Annotated in this window: 14 protein-coding genes and 1 pseudogene; 7 read left to right on the forward strand and 8 right to left on the reverse strand. The window is 66.1% G+C overall.

Annotated elements, in window-relative coordinates; all coding sequences use genetic code 11:
- The first annotated feature begins 211 nt into the window (after positions 1-211).
- The 3 genes from CXR03_RS01160 to CXR03_RS01170 are packed head-to-tail and all read left to right on the forward strand — an operon-like array spanning position 212 to position 2,210.
- Positions 212-598 carry a GntR family transcriptional regulator gene (locus tag CXR03_RS01160; RefSeq protein WP_104101419.1) on the forward strand — a complete coding sequence of 129 codons (387 nt, stop codon included), beginning with the start codon at positions 212-214 and terminating at the stop codon, positions 596-598.
- Positions 595-1,524, forward strand: coding sequence for an ABC transporter ATP-binding protein (locus CXR03_RS01165; protein WP_104101421.1), 930 nt, complete (start codon positions 595-597; stop codon positions 1,522-1,524). Before CXR03_RS01160 ends, CXR03_RS01165 begins: the two co-directional genes overlap by 4 nt.
- Positions 1,521-2,210, forward strand: a complete 690-nt coding sequence (locus CXR03_RS01170) for a hypothetical protein (RefSeq protein WP_104101423.1) — start codon at positions 1,521-1,523, stop codon at positions 2,208-2,210. The genes CXR03_RS01165 and CXR03_RS01170 overlap by 4 nt, the downstream gene beginning before the upstream one ends.
- Positions 2,211-2,301: 91 nt before the next feature.
- Here the strand turns inward: CXR03_RS01170 and CXR03_RS01175 are convergent, their stop codons facing one another.
- From CXR03_RS01175 to CXR03_RS01185, 3 genes are read right to left on the reverse strand one after another with little or no spacing between them, the layout of a single operon-like run.
- Positions 2,302-5,826: an ATP-dependent DNA helicase gene (locus tag CXR03_RS01175; RefSeq protein ID WP_104101424.1), complete on the reverse strand. Its 3,525-nt coding sequence runs from the start codon at positions 5,824-5,826 to the stop codon at positions 2,302-2,304.
- Positions 5,823-9,146, reverse strand: coding sequence for an ATP-dependent DNA helicase (locus CXR03_RS01180; RefSeq protein ID WP_104101426.1), 3,324 nt, complete (start codon positions 9,144-9,146; stop codon positions 5,823-5,825). Before CXR03_RS01180 ends, CXR03_RS01175 begins: the two co-directional genes overlap by 4 nt.
- Positions 9,143-9,547, reverse strand: coding sequence for an MGMT family protein (locus CXR03_RS01185; protein ID WP_104101428.1), 405 nt, complete (start codon positions 9,545-9,547; stop codon positions 9,143-9,145). The genes CXR03_RS01180 and CXR03_RS01185 overlap by 4 nt, the downstream gene beginning before the upstream one ends.
- A 72-nt stretch (positions 9,548-9,619) precedes the next feature.
- Between CXR03_RS01185 and CXR03_RS01190 the strand changes: the two genes are divergently transcribed.
- The 4 genes and pseudogenes from CXR03_RS01190 to CXR03_RS01205 all read left to right on the forward strand — a co-directional run bounded on the left by CXR03_RS01190 (position 9,620) and on the right by CXR03_RS01205 (position 13,415).
- A complete protein-coding gene (locus CXR03_RS01190) occupies positions 9,620-10,303 on the forward strand; it encodes a 3'-5' exonuclease (protein ID WP_104101429.1) in 684 nt (227 codons plus the stop codon).
- A gap of 320 nt (positions 10,304-10,623) precedes the next feature.
- Complete coding sequence (locus tag CXR03_RS01195) at positions 10,624-11,613, forward strand: methionine ABC transporter ATP-binding protein (RefSeq protein WP_104101431.1); 990 nt, start codon at positions 10,624-10,626, stop codon at positions 11,611-11,613.
- A pseudogene (locus tag CXR03_RS01200) lies at positions 11,610-12,287 on the forward strand (methionine ABC transporter permease); the annotation flags it as partial. The gene CXR03_RS01195 and the pseudogene CXR03_RS01200, both read left to right, overlap by 4 nt.
- A gap of 288 nt (positions 12,288-12,575) precedes the next feature.
- On the forward strand, positions 12,576-13,415 hold the full coding sequence (locus CXR03_RS01205) for a MetQ/NlpA family ABC transporter substrate-binding protein (protein ID WP_104101435.1): 840 nt from the start codon (positions 12,576-12,578) through the stop codon (positions 13,413-13,415).
- Positions 13,416-13,496: 81 nt separating this feature from the next.
- On the opposite strand, the gene hemL is transcribed toward CXR03_RS01205, so the two are convergent.
- From hemL to CXR03_RS01230, 5 genes are read right to left on the reverse strand one after another with little or no spacing between them, the layout of a single operon-like run.
- Positions 13,497-14,822, reverse strand: a complete 1,326-nt coding sequence (hemL, locus tag CXR03_RS01210) for a glutamate-1-semialdehyde 2,1-aminomutase (protein WP_104101436.1) — start codon at positions 14,820-14,822, stop codon at positions 13,497-13,499.
- The gene (gene hemB, locus CXR03_RS01215) at positions 14,822-15,805 is read right to left on the reverse strand and encodes a porphobilinogen synthase (protein ID WP_104101438.1); all 984 of its coding nucleotides are present in this window, start codon (positions 15,803-15,805) and stop codon (positions 14,822-14,824) included. The genes hemL and hemB overlap by 1 nt, the downstream gene beginning before the upstream one ends.
- 32 nt (positions 15,806-15,837) lie before the next feature.
- On the reverse strand, positions 15,838-16,713 hold the full coding sequence (locus CXR03_RS01220) for a uroporphyrinogen-III synthase (RefSeq protein WP_104101440.1): 876 nt from the start codon (positions 16,711-16,713) through the stop codon (positions 15,838-15,840).
- A gap of 24 nt (positions 16,714-16,737) precedes the next feature.
- The gene (gene hemC, locus CXR03_RS01225; protein WP_181034463.1) at positions 16,738-17,694 is read right to left on the reverse strand and encodes a hydroxymethylbilane synthase; all 957 of its coding nucleotides are present in this window, start codon (positions 17,692-17,694) and stop codon (positions 16,738-16,740) included.
- Complete coding sequence (locus tag CXR03_RS01230; protein WP_258073522.1) at positions 17,694-18,821, reverse strand: ferrochelatase; 1,128 nt, start codon at positions 18,819-18,821, stop codon at positions 17,694-17,696. The genes hemC and CXR03_RS01230 overlap by 1 nt, the downstream gene beginning before the upstream one ends.
- Positions 18,822-18,861 lie beyond the last annotated feature (40 nt).

Below are 18,861 nucleotides of genomic sequence, written 5' to 3' on the forward strand. Positions count from 1 at the left end.
ACCCCACGGCACCCCTTGATACCCCACGCCAGGAGGGCTCTCTGCGACCCTCCTGGTTTTCTGCTGCCCGGATTCTGCCACTTAAGCCCTTGCCACTGAGCTATTCTGGTTCTATGGTTAGTTACACCACCAACTAACCAAGCAACCAGATCAGGCGCTTTCTGATCGCACTCTGTGAAACCGAGGCAGGCATGACCCTCAGGCCGCATCCGTGAACGTTTTCGATGAAAGCCGTCCCATCTTTGTGCAGATAGCCGAGCGCATCGAGGCCGACATATTGGACGGTGTCCTTGCGGAGGAAGCCCAGGTTCCCTCCACCAACGAATTCGCTGCCTTTTACCGCATCAATCCGGCAACCGCTGCCAAAGGCGTCAATCTGCTGGTCGACGAGGGCCTCCTGTACAAACGGCGGGGCATCGGAATGTTTGTTGCCTCCGGATCCCGCGCCGTCGTCTTGGCCAAGCGACGTGAACAGTTCTACCGCCAGTACATCCAACCCGTCGCCGACGAAGCGCGAAAGCTGGGCATCGGCATTGACGAGCTATCCGAACTCATCCAGCGCAGTGCCGCCGAACACGAAGGGACCCCGGCACCATGAACGTCGTAGAAACCCGCAACCTCACCCGCCGTTACGGAGACGAGACGGCATTGGACAACGTGACCCTTTCACTGCCGGCCAACCGCATTTACGGCCTGCTGGGCCGCAACGGCGCCGGAAAAACCACGTTGATGTCCATCCTCACCGCACAGGCGTTCGCCAGCTCCGGGGACGTCCGGATCTTTGGTGCACACCCGTTCGAGAATGAATCCGTCCTGTCCCGAATGTGCTTTGTCCGTGAGTCGCAGAAATACCCCGAGGACTTCACCATCCGCAACGCCCTCGACGCAGCGGCACTCTTCTTCCCCAACTGGGACAAAGACCTGGCGGAGGTGTTGTTGGCTGACTTCCAGCTGCCCGCTCCGAAGAAGCACCGGATCAAAAAGCTCTCACGCGGACAGCTCTCGGCCGTAGGAGTCATCATCGGCCTGGCCTCCCGCGCCGAACTGACTTTCTTTGACGAGCCTTATCTGGGTTTGGACGCCGTGGCACGCCAACTCTTCTACGACAGGTTGCTGACTGACTTCGCCGATCATCCCCGGACCATCATCCTTTCATCCCACCTCATCGACGAAGTGGCAAACCTGCTCGAACATGTGATCGTGATCGACCACGGCCGCATCATTATGGATGACGAAGTGGATGCCGTCACGGGTTCGGCCTTCGCCGTCGCCGGTTCCGCCGCCGCGGTGGAACGGTTTGTAGGTGAACGCCCCGTTCTGCACAGGGATGCGCTCGGGGCACTTTCCTCGGTGACGGTGGACAGCACGCTGACCGCGGACGACCGTGAGCTTGCGCGGACGCTGGGGCTGGAACTTGCACCGGTCTCACTGCAGCAGCTGATTGTCCGGCGCACCCTCAAAGCGAATGAAAACTCCGGTTCTTCGGACGAAACCTACAACAAGGATCTGGAGGTGCTGCGATGAACCGGCCGCTGGCAGTAGCTCGCATGCAGCTGCTCAACAAATGGATTTACTTCGGCATCCCGGCGATCATCCTCGTCTCCTCCACGCTGATCGCAGTGGCGATTCTGGCGGTTATACCGGACACCGGCGGCACCAGGATGGCCCTCTCCGGCCAGTCCGTCATGTGGTACTTTCTCGGCATCGGTGTGCAGGCTCTGACCCTCACCTTCCCGTTCTCGCAGGCCATGAGCGTCAGCAGGCGTTCCTTCTACATTGGAACCCTGGGCCTGTTCGCCGTCATGGCCCTCGGACTCGGTGTGATCTACTGGCTCCTCGGCCTGGTGGAGAAAGCGACGAACGGTTGGGGCGTGAACGGTGCCATCTTCGCGATTCCCTGGATAGTGCAGTCCGCCTGGTACACGCAGATCCTGCTCTACTTCGCACTGTCGACGCTGCTGTTTATGTTCGGCTTCTGGTTTGCCACGGTCTACAAGCGGTGGCGCACCACGGGCCTGCTGGTCGCCCTTATAGGGTTCGCCGTAATTCTTCTGGGGGCCGTGGCATCGGCCACCTGGACGGACTCCTGGGCAGCGGTGGGAGCCTGGTTTGTCCAGCTGACGCCTCTCGCGCTGACTGGTTGGCTCCTCCTGGGCGGCGTCGTGCTGGCGGCGGGCTCATATGGAACCCTTCGCCGGGCCACGCCGTAGGCAGGCTTTTGGCGCCGGCAAAACACGGCGACTAAGTAACAGAAGTGCCGCCGTCCCTTCACCGGGGCGGCGGCACTTCGGTTGTCCGGGATCAGTTCCGGTCCGAAGAATTTGCCGATCGGATGATGTCCTCGAGTTCCTTCTCCCCCAGCAGGTTGAAGGGACGAATCAGCTTGTCGGCTGCCACGTAATAGAACGCGGCGTTGACCTTCTCCAGCGGCACATGCTTCAGCCGCGCCCACGCCAGCCGGTACACCGCCAACTGGACCGAGCGGATGTCCAGCTTGTCCTTGGACGGCGGCGCTCCGGTTTTCCAGTCGATAAGGTCCCAGGTTCCGTCGGCATCCTGGAAGACGGCGTCGATGCGTCCGCGCACCACCACCGTGTCCACCCGTGTTTCCACCGGCACCTCAATGAAGGCGGGAGTGCGCCGGGCCCAGGGCGAGGCCTCGAACGTGGCTATCATGTCTTCGAGCTGATAAGCCTCGTCCACGTAGGCGTCGGCTGCGCCGGGGTGCTCGTCGATGTCCAGCATGCCGCTGGTCCCGAAGAACTCCTCAACCCAGGCATGGAACGCCGTTCCCTTGCGCGCCGCCATGCCCGGCTCCCGCGGCACGGGACGCCGCAGCTGCCGGGTAACTTCCTCGGGATCGTCTTTCAGATCCACCAGCAGGGAGGCGGAGATGTGGGCGGGCAGTTCAACTTCCACCACTTGGTCGGCCGGGCGGTGCCGGGCCAGGACGAGCTCCACCTCTTTTGCCCATCGAGTGGGTTCAAACACGCTGCCGGACGACTCCCGGGGTTCCTCCTCCGGAAGGGCATCCGCCCCGGTGAGGATGTCGATCTCCGATTGCCCCACCCGTCCCGACTGCCGGGCCGCTGCGCCGAGGACTGCCGCGGCAGCAGCCTGCATATCTGCGCGCCGCTCCCCCAGCGGATCGACGGGCCAGCTCCGCCGCTGGACGTCGGCATTGGCCGGGTTGGAGGTCCCTTCGTTCCCCTCGTCCACCCATGACAGGAGATGGAATCCGGGGGCTCCGGCCTTTCCGAGGTCGTACAGGTCCTGGAGATAGCGGGAGACCGCCGTCGGTTTGGACCGCCCGCCTCCCCACGCACTGGAGGTGCAGATCAGCACATATTTGGCCCGGGTAAAGGCAACGTAGGCCAGACGGCGTTCTTCACGCTCGGCGTGTCCGCGCGCGTCTTCGCTGAAGGCTTTCTCGCTGTCCACCCAGCCCTTCTGATCCTCCTGCTCCCAGTCCCACTGCGGAAGATCGGGGGCGTCCCCCCGCAGGGGCCAGGGAATGGCGCCTTCCCCGCTGCTCCAGCGCGAATCACGGTCATTGGGGAACTGGCCCTCGTTCAGTCCCGGAACCACCACAACGTCCCATTCCAGTCCCTTGGAAGCATGGACGGTCAGCAGCTGCACGGCGTCGCGGCTGGCTTCGAGCTGCGTGACAGGCAGTCCGTTTTCTTCCTCGTTGGCAGCCTCCAGCCACGCCAGGAAGGCCATGAGGTCCACCCTGTCGCTCGACGCACTGAAGGTGGCTGCGGCGTCCACGAAGGCATCCAGGTTCCGCCGCGACTCGTGAATGGTGACGCCGGGCTTGGCTGCCACTTCGATGTCCAGCAGGATCCGGCGCTCAACCTCGCCGATCAGAGTGGTGAGGTCTTCGCCGACATAACTGCGCAGGTCCCGCAGTTCATCGCGCAGCAGGGTTAGCCGGCGCAGCCCTTCCGCGGAAATGGACCGGCCGGCGTTGGATACCCAATCCGGGCGCGGAAGCGCATCAACGGCTTCCACCAGGGAACCGGCTTCCGCCATGTCCGCTTCAACCACGGTTTCGGTGCCGTCCGGCGCCTCATCGGGACGGTGGACGTCCGCTGCATCGGCCACGGACATAGCGCGCTCCCGGACCCGGACGAGGTGCCGCGACCAGTCGGCCAGTGCCATCAGGTCTGCGGGACCAATCCGCCAGCGGGCTCCGGCCAGGATCCGCAGCATTGAATCCGAGCGTCCGGGGTCCCCCAGGACACGCAGGACGGCCAGAAGATCCACCACTTCAGGAGTGGACAGCAGGCCGCCAAGGCCCACGATTTGCACCGGAATCCCGCGCGCTTCGAGTGCCTCCCGGATAGGACCGAACTGTTTGCGCCCGCGGCACAGGACAGCCACGGTGGGTTGCAGGTCCTTGCCTGCGTCGTCCGTCTCGAACCGTCGCCGCCGGTGGCGCAGCACCTGTTCGGCCACGGCGTCGGCTTCCCCCGTGATGTCTTCGGCTTCTGTGGCGCCGGGTACAGAGACGTCCGCCAGGTAACGACCGAGATAGACCTCGCCCAACGGTGCCCGCGGCTTGGCCTGCAGCTCGGGAACGTGCGGCAGCCGCTGATGTTTCAGCCAGGGTGCGGTGGTGTTCAGGGGCGCCGATACGGCGTTGGCGGTGGCCAGGATGGAGGTCGAGTTCCGCCAGGCCACGGAGAGATTGGCCACCGGCGCCAATGCGCGGGAACCGTCGGGCAGGAACAGCGGGAACTGGTCCCGGAATGTACCCAGCTGACCGGCGGATGCGCCGCGGAAACCGTAGATGGACTGATGCGGATCTCCCACGGCTGTCACGGCACGGCCGTCGCCGAACAGTTGGGAAAACAGCACCATTTGGGCGTGGGAGGTGTCCTGGAATTCATCAAGGAGGACCACCTTGTACTTTGCCCGCTCCATTTCAACGGCCTCGGGGATGGTGGCGGCGATCCTGGCTGCCAGTTCCACCAAGTCGCCGAAGTCCAGCTGCCGGCGCTCGGACTTGGCCCTGCGGTAGTTCTCCACCAGCTCCGTGACGGAGATGCGGGTGCGCAGCCGGTCCATCAGCTTTTGCACCGCCGCGGTTGCAGCCTTGGTTTTTCCAGCCTGGTAGGGCAGCCCGGAAACGACGGCGAGATGGGCGGCCAGGTGCTCCCGGACGTCACCGGGGGTCTGCAGATGTTCGGCGCATTCGCCGGCCATCTGCAGCACGCCGTTGACCAGGGTGGACTTGGCGGCCGTGAAATGTTCAAACTCTCCGGTGTAGGCCTCCACCACTTCGGTGGCCAGCTGCCAGGACTGGGCTCCGCCGAGCATCACGGAATCCCGTTCCACGCCCAGGCGCAGGCCGTAGTCGTTGACGATTCCGTTTGCGTAGGAATGGTAGGTGGAGACGGTGGGATCCAGCCTGGCGTCGGCGCTTTCGTCGGGGTCGGTTCCCGGCGGAATGAGGTCCGGGTCCGCGGTGCCGGCCGAGCGGACCCGGTGGAGCAGGTCCAGACGCTGCCGGATCCGGGTTTCCAGCTCTCCCGCCGCCTTGCGCGTAAACGTCACGCCCAGGATCTGTTCCGGGCGCACCAGCTGGTTCGCCACCAGCCACACCACCCGGTCAGCCATGGTTTTGGTCTTGCCCGAGCCGGCACCGGCAATGACGAGCAGTGGTTCCAGGGGCGCTTCGATGATGCCGATCTGGTCATCGGTGGGGTACTGCACCGGATTTTTCGGATCGGTGTGCAGCATTTCAGCCAGCTCACGGGCCGAATACCGGGGGCTGCCGGGAACCTCGGGAGGCAGGGTTTCACTCAGGGAGGCACTCATTCGGTGACCTGCTTTCCTTCGGGGCAGAGCGGACAGATTTCGGGAAGACGGCAGCCGTGGCCGCCGAATCCGCTGCGTGTGGGGTCATGCACGGTGTCAAAGGTGGAATCGGACATCAGCGCAGCCGCCGTCCGGATCATGTCCTGCGCCCGGGTGTCTTCGGGGTCCAGCGGTTCCTGCTCCTGCACGGACACTCCCTTGTTGGTGGTGCCCAGCTGAACCAGTGCCGCCCCGCCGGGCAGGGACGACGGCGCAGCAGGCTTCGCCGCGGGGGCGTCCCCTTCCTCAGGCTTTTCCCGGGCAACGGCACCTTCCCGGACGGCTTCCTGATAGGCCGCAAGCTGCGGGTGTCCTTCGAGTTCGTCCTTCTTGGGGGCAGACTTTCCCGTTTTGAGGTCAACGATGAACAGCCTGCCCTCAGCGTCGATCTCCAGCCTGTCGATCTGCCCGCGCAGCAGGGCGGTCCGTTCCTGTCCGCGGATTTCCACCGGGATTTCCGCGGCGAAGTCCCGTTCCACATCCACCAGGGAGCGGCCTTGCTGCCGCATCTTGATGACGTACTCGGCGAGTTTGCGCACCATGGTTTCGGCGCGCTTGAAGTCCACTTTGCCTTCCCAGTTGTCCTTCATGCCCAGGGCCGGCCAGCGCCGCTGGAGTTCCGCCACGTATTCGCTGCCTGAGGCGTCCGGCAGGTCCTGCGCGATTTGATGCACCAGGGTGCCCAGGGAACGGGCGAAGTCCGTGGCCTGCTCCCCGCCCGCAGCGGAAACAAACCAGCTCAGCGGGGATTTCAGCACAGCGTCAACCTTGGACGGCGAAACCGGAATAGGAGTTTCCTCGGGGATCACCGGAGCGTCCGTGGACAGGGGCGCCAGCCCCCACCACTCGGACGGCGCAGCACCGGGCACGCGCACGGGGTGGCTGAGCATGGTGCCCAGATGATGGACTGCCTCACGGGCGAGTTCCGGCTTTTCCTCCCGCTGCTGCGCATGGGCCCGCAGCTCCGCCACCAGGGAGCGCAGGGTGAGCGGACGCAGAACCTCGGTGCGTTCCCGTTTCATCGCTTCGGCAGGCAACGGTTCCACCAGGTCCAGGAACGGGGAGGGCTGTTCATCATCCGAGGACACCGCTGTGCAGATCAGCAGATCGCGGGCACGCGAGACGGCGGTGGAAAAGCTGCGCAGCTCATCGTGCCGGGTGGCGTGCATCAGCGTTTGCGGGCTGCGGTGCCTGGCAAAGCCGTCACCGTGCTCAATGGCCGCCACCAGGTCTCCGCTGCCCAGCAACTCTCCGCGGAGCCGGAGATTGGGCCAGACTCCGTCCTGCACACCGGCAACAATGACCATGGGCCATTCCCGCCCCGCAGCGCTGGCCGGTGTCAGCAGTTCCACGGCATCGCGGCGCTGGGCACGGGCGGCCAGGGTATCCATCGGCAGTTCGGAGCTGGTCAGGTAGTCGAGAAACTGGGCCGGCGTGGAGCCCGGCAACTGGTCAACGTAGCGTTCAGCGGTCTGGAACAGCGCCATGATGGCATCCAGGTCCCGGTCGGCCCGTGCCCCGGAGGCCCCTCCGGAGAGCGCCGCTTCAGCCCATTTTTTGGACCACCCCGAGGCTGACCACAGGGCCCAGAGCACTGTTTCAGCTGTGGCACCGGGCTGATCCGCTGCGGTGCGCCCGGCACGCAGCATGCCGGCCAGCCGCTGGGCTGCCCGTGCTTCCCACGACAATCCTGCGAGCGCCAGGCCGCTGGGCGACAGCGGGTCCAGCAGCGCCTCCACCAGCAGGACATCGCTGGTGCGTCCGCCTCCGCTGCGGACTTCTTCCCGCCGCAGTGCCTGGCGCAGCCGGCGCAGTTCAATCGAGCTGGCGCCGCCGATCCGCGAGGTCAGCAGGGCAACGGCAGATTCTGGCGTCAGCAGGTCCGGATTCAGGACGACGGCGAAAGCGTCCAGCAGCGGCCGCACCGCGGCTTCATCCCGCACCGCCTTTTCCGCAACGGGCACTTTGACGTCGATGCCCTGGCCGCTGAGGTAACGCTGGATCCGGGCCAGCTGGCCGCCGGTGCGGACGATCACGGCCATGTCTTCGAGCCTGCGCCCGTCCAGCAGCTGTGCCTGGAGGATGCGCTGGGCTATGTAGCGCAGTTCATGCATGGGCGAATCGACGACGTGCGCCTCAGCCCGGCCGGAAACCAACGCGTCAGCCGGTACCTCGTCCGAAACTGCACCCTCTGCCGGTTCCTCCGGCCCGGTAACGGGAAGATCAGCGGCGGGAAGAACAGCAGCCCGGTAACGGGGCAGCTGCCCAACCACCGAAATGCGCGATGCCGTCCGGAGCCAGGCTGTGGCAATGGAACCGGTAAGCCGGTGCTGTCCGGACAGCACAAACGTCTGCAGCCCTTCGCCCAAGGTGTCGGAGAGTTGACCCAGCAGGTCGGGGCGGGCTCCGCGGAAGCCCTGCACAACGGTGTCGGGGCACGCGGTGACCACGGCGTCCCCGCCTCCGGCGAGCAGTCCCAGCAGGGCGTGGATGGCCGGGTTTGCTTCCTGCAGGTCGTCCACGAGGATGAGCTGGAAGCGGGCCCGTTCGGCAGCCAGGAACTCGGGATCACTCTCCAGGATCTGCAGCGCGCTGGTGATGATGCCCGCCGGGTCAAAGGCCTCCGGCATCCGGATATCCAGGACGTCACGGTACTCCGCATACAGGGCAGCCGCGGCCACCCAGTCCGGCCGGTTGTGCCGGCGGCCCAGATCCGCCACCCGCTCCGAGGAGATGCCGTACTCGATGATGCGGTCAAACAGCTGCCGGATCTCTTGCCGAAAGCCCCGCGTCGGCAGGGCCAGGTCCAGGGACTCAGGCCACGGCAGGGCGGGGATCCCCTGCTGGCCGTGCCCCTCCAGCAGTTCCTTGATGATGACGTCCTGTTCGGCGCCCGACAGCAGCTTGGGTGCCCGCGTGATGTAGGGCAACCGGCCTTCGGCTTTGGCCCGCCGAATCAGGTCAAAGGCGTAGGAAGCCCAGGTGCGGGCCGGAGACGTGCTCAGGGTGCCCTGCAGCCTCGCGGACAGCGCATCGCGCAGCGCCGCGGCGGCCAGGCGGGTGGGCGCCAGCAGGAGCAGTCCCGCGGGATCGAGTCCGCGGCTGATCCGGGCAACGGCCGCTTCCACCAGAACCGTGGACTTGCCGGTGCCGGGAGCGCCCAGCACCAGGACGGGTCCGCTGCCGGCGGGCAGGTCCACGACCGCCTGCTGGTCCGGGGTCAGTTCCGGGGCCTGTGCGGTTGCCGCGGAGGGACCCACCAAATGCAGTTTTACGCTCATGCCTCTACTTCATCACGTCCCGCCGACACTTCCGGCCCGATGCCGCCCAGCCCGGCGCGCAGGACCTCGAAGACGGCCCAATCCGTTTCCGAAGGGAACCACCGTGCTGCGCCGATCCGCACCCGGTAGCCGCCGCCGTCGTCGTCCGGGGTCCCCGTCACGGGGGTACCTTCGGCCGCGTAATGCTCCCAGGCGCGCAGGCCGTGGCACCGGGGAGGTTCACCGCCGGCGCGGATCACGCGCCACCAGGGCAGGCCGGCTCCGTGACGGGACAGGACGGCACCCACCTGGCGCGGACCGCCGTGGCTGAGGATTTCGGCCACATCCCCGTAGGAGAGGACATGCGCGGGCGGTATCAGCTCAACCACCGAGCGCACGGCTTCGACGTAGTCATTGCGCATATGACCAGCGTAAGCCGAGCGCCCGCCGTACCGGAATCTTGGATTGTCAGTGCCCAACGGTACGTTTATTTCATGAACAGCTGGCATGAACTCCCCCACGCGGCCTTTGATCTTGAGACCACCGGCCGCGACCCGCAGACCGCACGCATCGTCACCGCTTCCATCATTCTGGTCAACGGTCAGGGGGAAGTCCTGAAGCACCATGAGTGGCTCGCCGCCGTGGAGGAGGACATTCCCGCCGAGGCTGCCGCCATCCACGGCATCAGCACCGAACACGCCCGTGCACAGGGTCAGCCCGCAGCCGCGGTGACGGCTGAAATTGCCGGCGTGCTGGGAAGCCTCTTCGCAGCGGGCATCCCGGTCCTGGCGTTCAATGCCTCCTATGACTTCACCGTCCTGAACCGGGAATGTGAACGGTTCGGGCTGACGCCGCCGGCCCCTGCCCCCGTCATCGATCCCTACATCCTGGACAAGCAGGTGGACCGTTACCGCCGCGGAAAGCGGACGTTGACGGCGCTGACGGAACACTACGGCGTCGGCTTCGAGAACGCGCACACTTCAGCCGCGGATGTCATGGCCACGATCGGGGTTGCCCGGGCCATGGCCGGCAAATTCCCCGTCCTGCACCGTGAAGCCACGCTGCTGCATGAGGCACAGGTCGGCTGGGCCCGTGAACAGGCAGCCAGCTTCCAGGAGTACCTGCGGCGCAGGGATCCATCCGCCGTAGTGGACGGCACCTGGCCCGCGCGCAACTAACTGACTGCCTTCCCGGACAGCCATGTGTCCGGAAGCAACATCGCGTCACGGTAGGAAACATATTGGAAGCATGCTTCACATAGTCCGCCCGAATCGAGTCAGCAGCCCCCTGCGTGAGATACTGACAGCTGTGTTAGGCGCTGATGGCGCCCCAGGCGCGACCCGGAGACCCCGTGGCAGGGCATCTCGCAGGGATCCGGCGTCTTGTGCCACGTGATTGGCAGACACCACCCGGTTGGCCTGCACCCAGACGTGCCCGGTATTTTCCGCGCCCGGCAACCGCCCGCTGACCAGCACCCATACACAGACCACGAGGATCAATGATCACAGTTACCGACCTGCGCAAGGTCTACCGCCAGGGCGATCGAGACGTCACGGCGCTCGACGGCGTCAGCCTGAGCGTGCCCAAGGGATCCATCCACGGGATCATCGGGCATTCCGGTGCCGGCAAGTCCACGCTGGTGAGATGCCTCACCCTGCTGGACCGTCCGACGTCGGGCTCGGTCACCATTGACGGGCGGGAACTGACCGCAGTCAAGGACTCCGAAATCCGAACCGCCCGGCGTCGCATCGGCATGGTTTTCCAGCACGCCAACCTCATGGATTCCCGCACGGCTGCCGCGAACATTGCGCATCCCCTGGAGCTGGCCGGTGCCAAGAAGCAGGTCATCCAGGACAAGGTCTCCGACCTCCTGCGCCTGGTGGGACTGGAAAGCTTCGCCGGTGCTTATCCCGCACAACTGTCCGGCGGCCAGAAACAGCGCGTTGGCATCGCCCGCGCCCTCGCCTCCGATCCGGACATCCTGCTGTGCGACGAGCCCACCTCGGCCCTGGACCCCGGCACCACCGATGACATCCTGGACCTGATCTCGGACCTCTCGCACCGGCTGGGACTGACGGTTCTGATCATCACCCATGAAATGAACGTCGTGAAACGCATCTGCGATTCCGTCTCCCTGCTCGAAGCTGGCCGGGTTGCCGAGCACGGACCTCTGAACGAGGTCGCTTCCAACCTCGGCGGCCGGCTGGCCAAGGCACTCATCCCGCTGCCCGCCACTCCACTTTTGCCCGGGGATCCCACCGGACCGGTCCTGGAGCTGCTGCTCACGGGCGGCAACGCCACGGAACCGGTGCTCTCGGCATTGACCCGCCGCTTCGACACTGATGTGAACGTCCTTGCCGGAAGCGTTGAAACCCTGGCGGGCAGGCGCTTCGGACGACTGCGCATCCAGCTCGACGTCCACACGGACATGAGCGCCGTAACCAACTATCTTGCCGACCAGGGCGTTGCCGTGGAGGTGGCCGCATGAATTTCCTGACCGAACTTTTGGACAATCCCGGAATCACCAAGGCGTTGCCGGAATCCATCCTGGAAACCCTGCAGATGGTGGGCATCTCCGGCCTTGTCACGCTGCTCATCGGCCTTCCTCTGGGTATTTTCCTGCACACCAGTGCACCCGGAGGCTTGCGCCCGCTGCCCGTCACCAACCGGATTGTCAGCGGCGTCATCGTGAACATCACCCGTTCCATTCCGTTCGCCATCCTGATGGTGACGCTGATCCCGCTGGCCCGCATCATCACCGGCACCTCCATCGGACCGATCGCAGCCTGCGTGGCCCTGAGCATCGGCACCATCCCCTTCTTCGCCCGGCTGGTGGAAACCGCGCTGCGTGATGTGTCAGGCGGCAAAATTGATGCCGCCCTGGTGATGGGGTCCACCAAGATGCAGATCGTCTCCAAGGTCCTGCTTCCGGAAGCGATGCCCGGACTGGTTGCCGCGCTGACCACCACGATGGTCACCCTGGTGGGCTACTCCGCCATGGCCGGCATCGTGGGCGGCGGCGGGCTGGGGCGGCTGGCCTACAACTACGGTGTCCAGCGCTTCGACAGCGGCGTCATGATCGTCACCATCATCGTGATCGTGGCCATTGTCCAGGTCATCCAGATTGCCGGCGACATGGTGGCCCGCCGTGTGGACCACCGCTCGGCCGACGGCGGTGCCAGGCGCCGCCGCCGGACCGCTTCCGCCGGCGCCCCCGGTGCCGCTGCCCTCGACGTCAGCGTTGTTGCGCCGCCCGCCGGCTCGGATCACGTCCCCGGCCACAGTGTCCCCGACACAGCGGACATCCGCCGCTGATCATTGAAGTTTTTCCCGCCGTCCGCTGCCTTCCCGGCCGCGGTCCGGACCGGAATCTGCAGCCAGTAGCCGCTAGCTGCCCACTGTCCGGGTTGGATGTCTTCCTTCCCGGGTTCCCTGAAAGGAACGCACCCGATGCGTAAATCACTGACTCTCGTTGCCACCGGTGTGGCCGCTGCCCTGGCACTGTCCGCCTGCGGAGGCTCCGACGCCTCCAGCGAATCCGTTGACAGTCTGGATCCGGCGAACCCGGTAACCCTGACGGTGGGTGCCAGCCCGCTGCCGCACGCGCAGATCCTGCAGTACGTCGCCGACAATCTGGCGGCCGATGCCGGCCTCGAGCTGGAAATCAAGGAATTCGACGACTACGTCACTCCGAACATCGCCCTGGATGACGGCTCGCTGGATGCGAACTACTACCAGCACCTGCCGTACTTCGAGTCCCAGGTCGAGTCCCAGGGCTACGACTTTGAGCACGGCGCCGGCGTCCATGTGGAGCCGTACGCCGTCTTCTCCGAAAAGCATGAGGACATCTCCGCCGTCGGCGACGGTGCCCGCGTGGCCATCACCAACGACCCTTCGAACCAGGCCCGCGCGCTGACGCTGCTGGAAGAAGCAGGCCTGCTGGAGAACATTGAAGACGACGCTTCCGTGCTGGCCCTGACGGACGAGCAGAACCCCAAGGGACTGGACTTCGTGGAGAACCAGCCGGAGCTGCTGGTCAATGACCTCAGCGATCCCACTGTGGACCTGGCCATTCTGAACGGCAACTACATCCTGGCCGCCGGGCTGAGCACCGACGACGCCCTGCTGGTGGAATCCGTGGAGGAGAACCCGTACGCCAACTTCCTGGCCTGGAAGACCGGCAACAAGGACGCCCGCATCGACAAGCTCGAAGAGCTGCTCCACTCCCCCGAGGTCTCTTCCTTCATCGAGGAGACCTGGCCCAACGGTGACGTCACTGCTGCTTTCTAGGCACTGACTGCCGTCCGCTGAACAACGAAAAACCCCGCCCCTCCCGAAAGGAAGAGGCGGGGTTTTTCGTGGCTCGGGCCGTTACGGCTGTGCGTCAGCCGCAGCCTTGGCGGCCGCCGGAAGCGCAGCGTAGATGCGCTCCATGGCGGCGTCGTCGTGCGCGCCGGACAGGAACCAGGCCTCGAAGACCGACGGCGGCAGGTACACCCCGGCGTCGAGCATCGAGTGGAAGAACGGCTTATACCGGAAGGACTCCTGCGCCTGGGCCTGCTCGTAGTTATGCACGCCGGTGTCCGAGGTGCCGAAGGCAACGCTGAACAGGTTTCCGGCGCGCTGGATGCTGTGGTCCACGCCGGCGTCGGTCAGCGCAGCGGAAACCGCGGCGGAGAGCTCGGCGCTGCGGGCGTCCACAGTGGCATAGACCTCTGCGGTGGCAGCCTTCAGCGTGGCGACACCGGCGGCCATGGCGATGGGGTTACCCGACAGGGTGCCGGCCTGGTAGACCGGGCCCAGCGGGGCCAGATAGTCCATCACGTCGGCGCGGCCGCCGAGCGCGGCCACGGGCATCCCGCCGCCAATGACCTTGCCGAAGGTGAACAGGTCCGGCGTCCAGCCTTCTTTCGCGCCGGTCAGGCCCCAGTAGCCGGCCGGTCCGGTACGGAACCCGGTGAGGACCTCGTCCAGGATCAGCAGGGCGCCGTTTTCTGCGGTGATGCGGGATAGGGCGGCGTTGAATCCCGGCTCCGGGGTCACCACGCCCATGTTCGCGGGCGCTGCCTCGGTGATGACGGCGGCAATGTTCGCGCCGTGCTCAACGAAGGCCTTTTCGACAGCATCCACATCGTTGTACGGCAGCACCAGCGTTTCAGCGGCGGTGGCTTCGGTGACGCCGGCGGACCCGGGCAGGGCCAGGGTGGCCAGGCCGGAACCGGCAGAGGCCAGCAGCCCGTCCAGGTGGCCGTGGTAGCAGCCGGCGAACTTGATGACCAGGTTGCGGCCGGTATAGCCGCGGGCCAGCCGGATGGCGGTCATGGTGGCTTCGGTGCCGGTGGAGACCATGCGCAGGCGCTTCACGCCCGGCACGCGGTCCATCACCAGCTGCGCCAGTTCGGCTTCGGCGGGGGTGGACGCTCCAAAGGACAGTCCGTTGTCGACGGCGGCGTGCACCGCGGCCAGCACGTCCGGGTGGGAGTGGCCCACCAGGGCAGGCCCCCACGAGCAGACGAGGTCCACATACTCGCGGCCCTCGGAGTCCGTGATGTACGGGCCTCTGGCGGAGACCATGAACTTGGGCGTGCCGCCCACGGAGCCGAAGGCCCGGACCGGGGAGTTCACGCCGCCGGGCATCAGGGCCCGGGCACGGTCAAAGAGTTCTTCGTTGGACGACGGTGAGACAGGTGAGGACATTACTTGCTTTCCTTCAGCCAGGCCGCCAGCTCGGTGGCCCAGTAGGTGAGAATCATGTTTGCGCCGGCCCGCTTGATGCCCAGCACGGACTCTTCGATGGCCCGGCGGCGGTCAATCCAGCCGTTGGCGGCGGCAGCTTCAATCATCGCGTACTCGCCGGAGATCTGGTAAGCGCCCACCGGGACCGGAGACATGGCGGCCACGTCGGCCAGCACGTCGAGGTAGCTCATGGCCGGCTTGACCATGACCATGTCCGCACCTTCTTCAAGGTCCAGCTCGACCTCCAGCAGGGCTTCGCGGCGGTTGGCCGCTTCCATCTGGTAGGTCCTGCGGTCGCCCTTGAGCTGGGAATCAACGGCTTCGCGGAAGGGTCCGTAGAACGCCGAGGCATACTTCGCGGCGTAGGCGAACAGGGACACGTCCTGGTAGCCGGCGGTGTCCAGTGCATGGCGGATCACGGCGATCTGCCCGTCCATCATGCCGGACGGGCCCAGTACGTGGGCGCCGGCGCGGGCCTGCTCCACAGCCATCCGGCCGTAGATTTCCAGAGTGCTGTCATTGTCCACGACACCGTTTTCGTCCAGGACGCCGCAGTGCCCGTGGTCGGTGAATTCGTCCAGGCAGACGTCGCTCATGATGACGAGGTCATCGCCCACTTCCTGGCGGACGGCGGCTATGCCGCGGTTGAGGATACCGTTCGGATCGGTCCCGGCGCTGCCGACGGCGTCGCGCTCGGCGGGGATGCCGAAGAGCATGATGCCGCCCACCCCAAGCTCAACCGCTTCCGCGGCGGCCTTCTTCAGGGAATCCATGGTGTGCTGGACGACGCCGGGCATGGAGGTGAGCGGATTGGGCTCGGTGATGCCCTCGCGGACAAAGGCGGGGAGGATCAGTTCGGCCGGATCCAGCCGGTATTCGGCGGTCAGCCGCCTCATGGCAGGTGTGGTGCGCAGCCGGCGGGGACGGTGCTGGGGGAAGCTCATGGATAAATCTGCCTTCCGGTAATGACGGGGAACTAGTTTGTAGGACCCGTAGACGTAGCGATAACGAGGGCCTGCGCTATTCCCTCGGGCGTGGGTTGGCTTGCCACAGCATCCGGCGGGCAGCCCAGCTCAACCATTTGGGCAGCCGTGCTGTCTCCTATGGCAACCAGCAGTGTGCCCCGCGGAACGGGTGCGCACAACCGCAGGAAGCGGCGAACGATGCTGGGCGAGGTCAGCACGACGGCGCGCGGACCGGCCGGTGCGGCGCCGAGGAAGTCCTGGGCGGTGATCAGCGGAGCCGTTCCGTCAGCGCCGGTGTCGGCTGCGGGCGTAAAGCGGACTCCCTGGGCGGGGTAGTCCACGGTGCAGTAGGCCGTGACGGCGCGGACGTCCCAGCCCAGCGATGTGAGGTTGTCGCGGAGCGCCGGATCGGCCAGGTCCGCCTGCGGCAGCAGGATGCGCAGTGCCCCGCCCTCGGGATCCGAATCCTGGGGATGCGGCCAGGTTTCAGCCAGCCCGCGGGCGGAATGATCCCCCTCGGGCATCAGGTCCACGGCCAGACCGGTGTCCTCCAGCGCCCTGCGGGTTCCGGTACCGACGGCGGCGATCCGGGTTCCGGCAGGCACGGCGGCCGCCGCCGCCACCCCCAGGGCGGCGCAGCGGCGCACCATGGCGCGCACGGTGGTCACGCTGGTGAAGATCACCCAGGCAAACCGTCCGGAGCGCAGGGACACGAGCGCCGAGTCCAGCTCACTGGTGTCAGCGGGAAACTGGAAATCAATCAGCGGCAGGAGCGCCACGGCAGCACCGCGGGATTCCAGTTCGGCGGTCATTGCCGCGGCCCGGTCCGGGCTGCGCGGCAGGACCACGTTCAGCCCCGCCAGTTCCCGGAGTTTAGCCCCGCTCATCTCAGCTGTTTCCGGAAGGCAGCACTAGCTGACCGCCAGGTCCGTCAGGGACGCGGCACCGGCGGCAAGCAGATCCTCGGCCAGGCGGACGCCCAGGGCACGGGCGCCGTCTTCGTCCAGCTCCGCCGTAGCCGCGGAACGCCGCATCACCTTAACGCCGTCGTCGCTGCAGACCACGGCCTCCAGATGCAGGCGAACCTCAGTCACAGTGGCCAAGGCACCAATGGGTGCGGTGCAGCCGGCTTCCAGCCGGTTCAGCAGCGCACGTTCCGCGGTAACGGTCAAACGGGCGGCGTTGTTGTCATAGGCAGCCAGTGCCCGGCTCAGCGGTCCTTCGGCGGCGTCCACGGTCCGGCATTCGACTGCCAGGGCCCCCTGCCCGGGAGCCGGCAGCATGACGGAGGGGTCCAGGAATTCCGAGACCATCTCCAGCCGGCCCAGGCGCGCCAAACCTGCGGCCGCCAGCACGACGGCGTCGAGGTCGCCGGGAGCGCCTTCCACCAGACCGGCCACACGGCCCAGGCGGGTGTCCACGTTGCCGCGGATGTCCACCACGTCCAGGTCCGGACGTATGGCTCGCAGCTGTGCGGCCCGCCGCGGAGAGCCGGTACCCACGCGGGCGCCTTCCGGCAACTGCGCCAGGGTCAGGCCGTCGCGGGCGCAAAGCGCGTCACGGACGTCCACCCGGCCCGGGATGGCGCCGATGGTCAGTCCCTCCGCTGCTCCGGTGGGCAGGTCCTTGAGGGAGTGGACGGCTACGTCGCAGTCTCCGCGCAGCAGCGAGTCCCGCAGTGCGGCAACGAAGACACCGGTGCCGCCAATCTGGGACAGGGCGGCCCGGTTGATGTCGCCCTCGGTCCGCACCCGGACCAGTTCGACGTCGAAACCGCCCAGTTCGGAGAGCGCGTTGGCCACTGTGGTGGTCTGGGTGACGGCCAGGGCGCTGCCCCGGGTTCCGATCAGCACAGGCGAATGCGCCACTACTGGATCCCTACCGTGGAATCGGCGCCTGCGATCGTCGGCTTTTCGCCGCGCAGGTTCGCGCAGCAGCCGGGGCGGCAGACGTCGTACCAGGGGCCCAGCGGTGTCACGGCGGGACGGTCGGCAATGTTGTTCTCGACGGTGCGCTCGCAGAGCAGATCCACCAGGCCGGCGACGAAGGTGTCATGGATGCCGGGCGTGGGCGTGCGGTGGGCTGCCAGGCCCAGTTCCTTGCAGGTGTCCATGGCTTCGGTATCCAGGTCCCAGAGGACTTCCATGTGGTCGCTGACAAAACCCAGCGGCACAATGACGACGCCCTGAACGCCCTTGGCAGGCAGTTCCGCAATGGCGTCATTGATGTCCGGTTCCAGCCACGGTGTGTGCGGGGATCCGGAACGGGACTGGTAGACAAGCTGCCAGTCGAGCCCGGCGGCTTCCGGGATGCGGTCGATGATGGCACGGGCGTTGGCGAGGTGCTGCGCCACGTAGGCGCTGCCTTCCTCGAACTCGCGGTCGCGCGGGCCGGACGCTTCGGCGTCGGCAGTGGGGATGGAGTGCGTGGAGAACAGGATCTCAATCTTCCCGTCCGTCTTGCCCTCGGCGGCCAGCTGTTCGCGGACCTGGGCGAGGGAATCGCGGACACCTTCCACAAACGGCTCCACAAACCCGGGGTGGTCAAAGTACTGGCGGACCTTGTCCACCTGCAGCTTTTTGTCCAACCCGGTCGCCAGCAGGTTCATGCCCAGGTCCTCGCGGTACTGGCGGCAGCTTGAGTAGGAGGAGTACACGCTGGTGGTGACCATCAGCAGCCGGCGGTAACCAGTGTCATAGGCTTCCTGCAGCACGTCCTTGATGTAGGGAGCCCAGTTCCGGTTTCCCCACAACACCGGGGTGTCAATGCCGCGGCGCTTCAGCTCAGCCTCAAGGGCTGCCTTCAGCGCACGGTTCTGCTCATTGATGGGGCTGATGCCGCCGTTGGCGCGGTAGTGGGTGGCCACTTCCTCCAACCGCTCATCAGGGATCCCCCGGCCGCGGGTGACGTTCCGCAGGAACGGAATGACGTCTTCCTGTCCTTCGGGGCCACCAAAGGAGGCCAGCAGGATCGCGTCGTAATGCTTGGGGGCCATGCGTCCGTTCTCGTCAACGCCGTCAAGCGGGTTGAAGGCT

This window comes from Arthrobacter sp. 08Y14, from assembly GCF_002929455.1.
GTDB lineage: Bacteria > Actinomycetota > Actinomycetes > Actinomycetales > Micrococcaceae > Arthrobacter_B > Arthrobacter_B sunyaminii.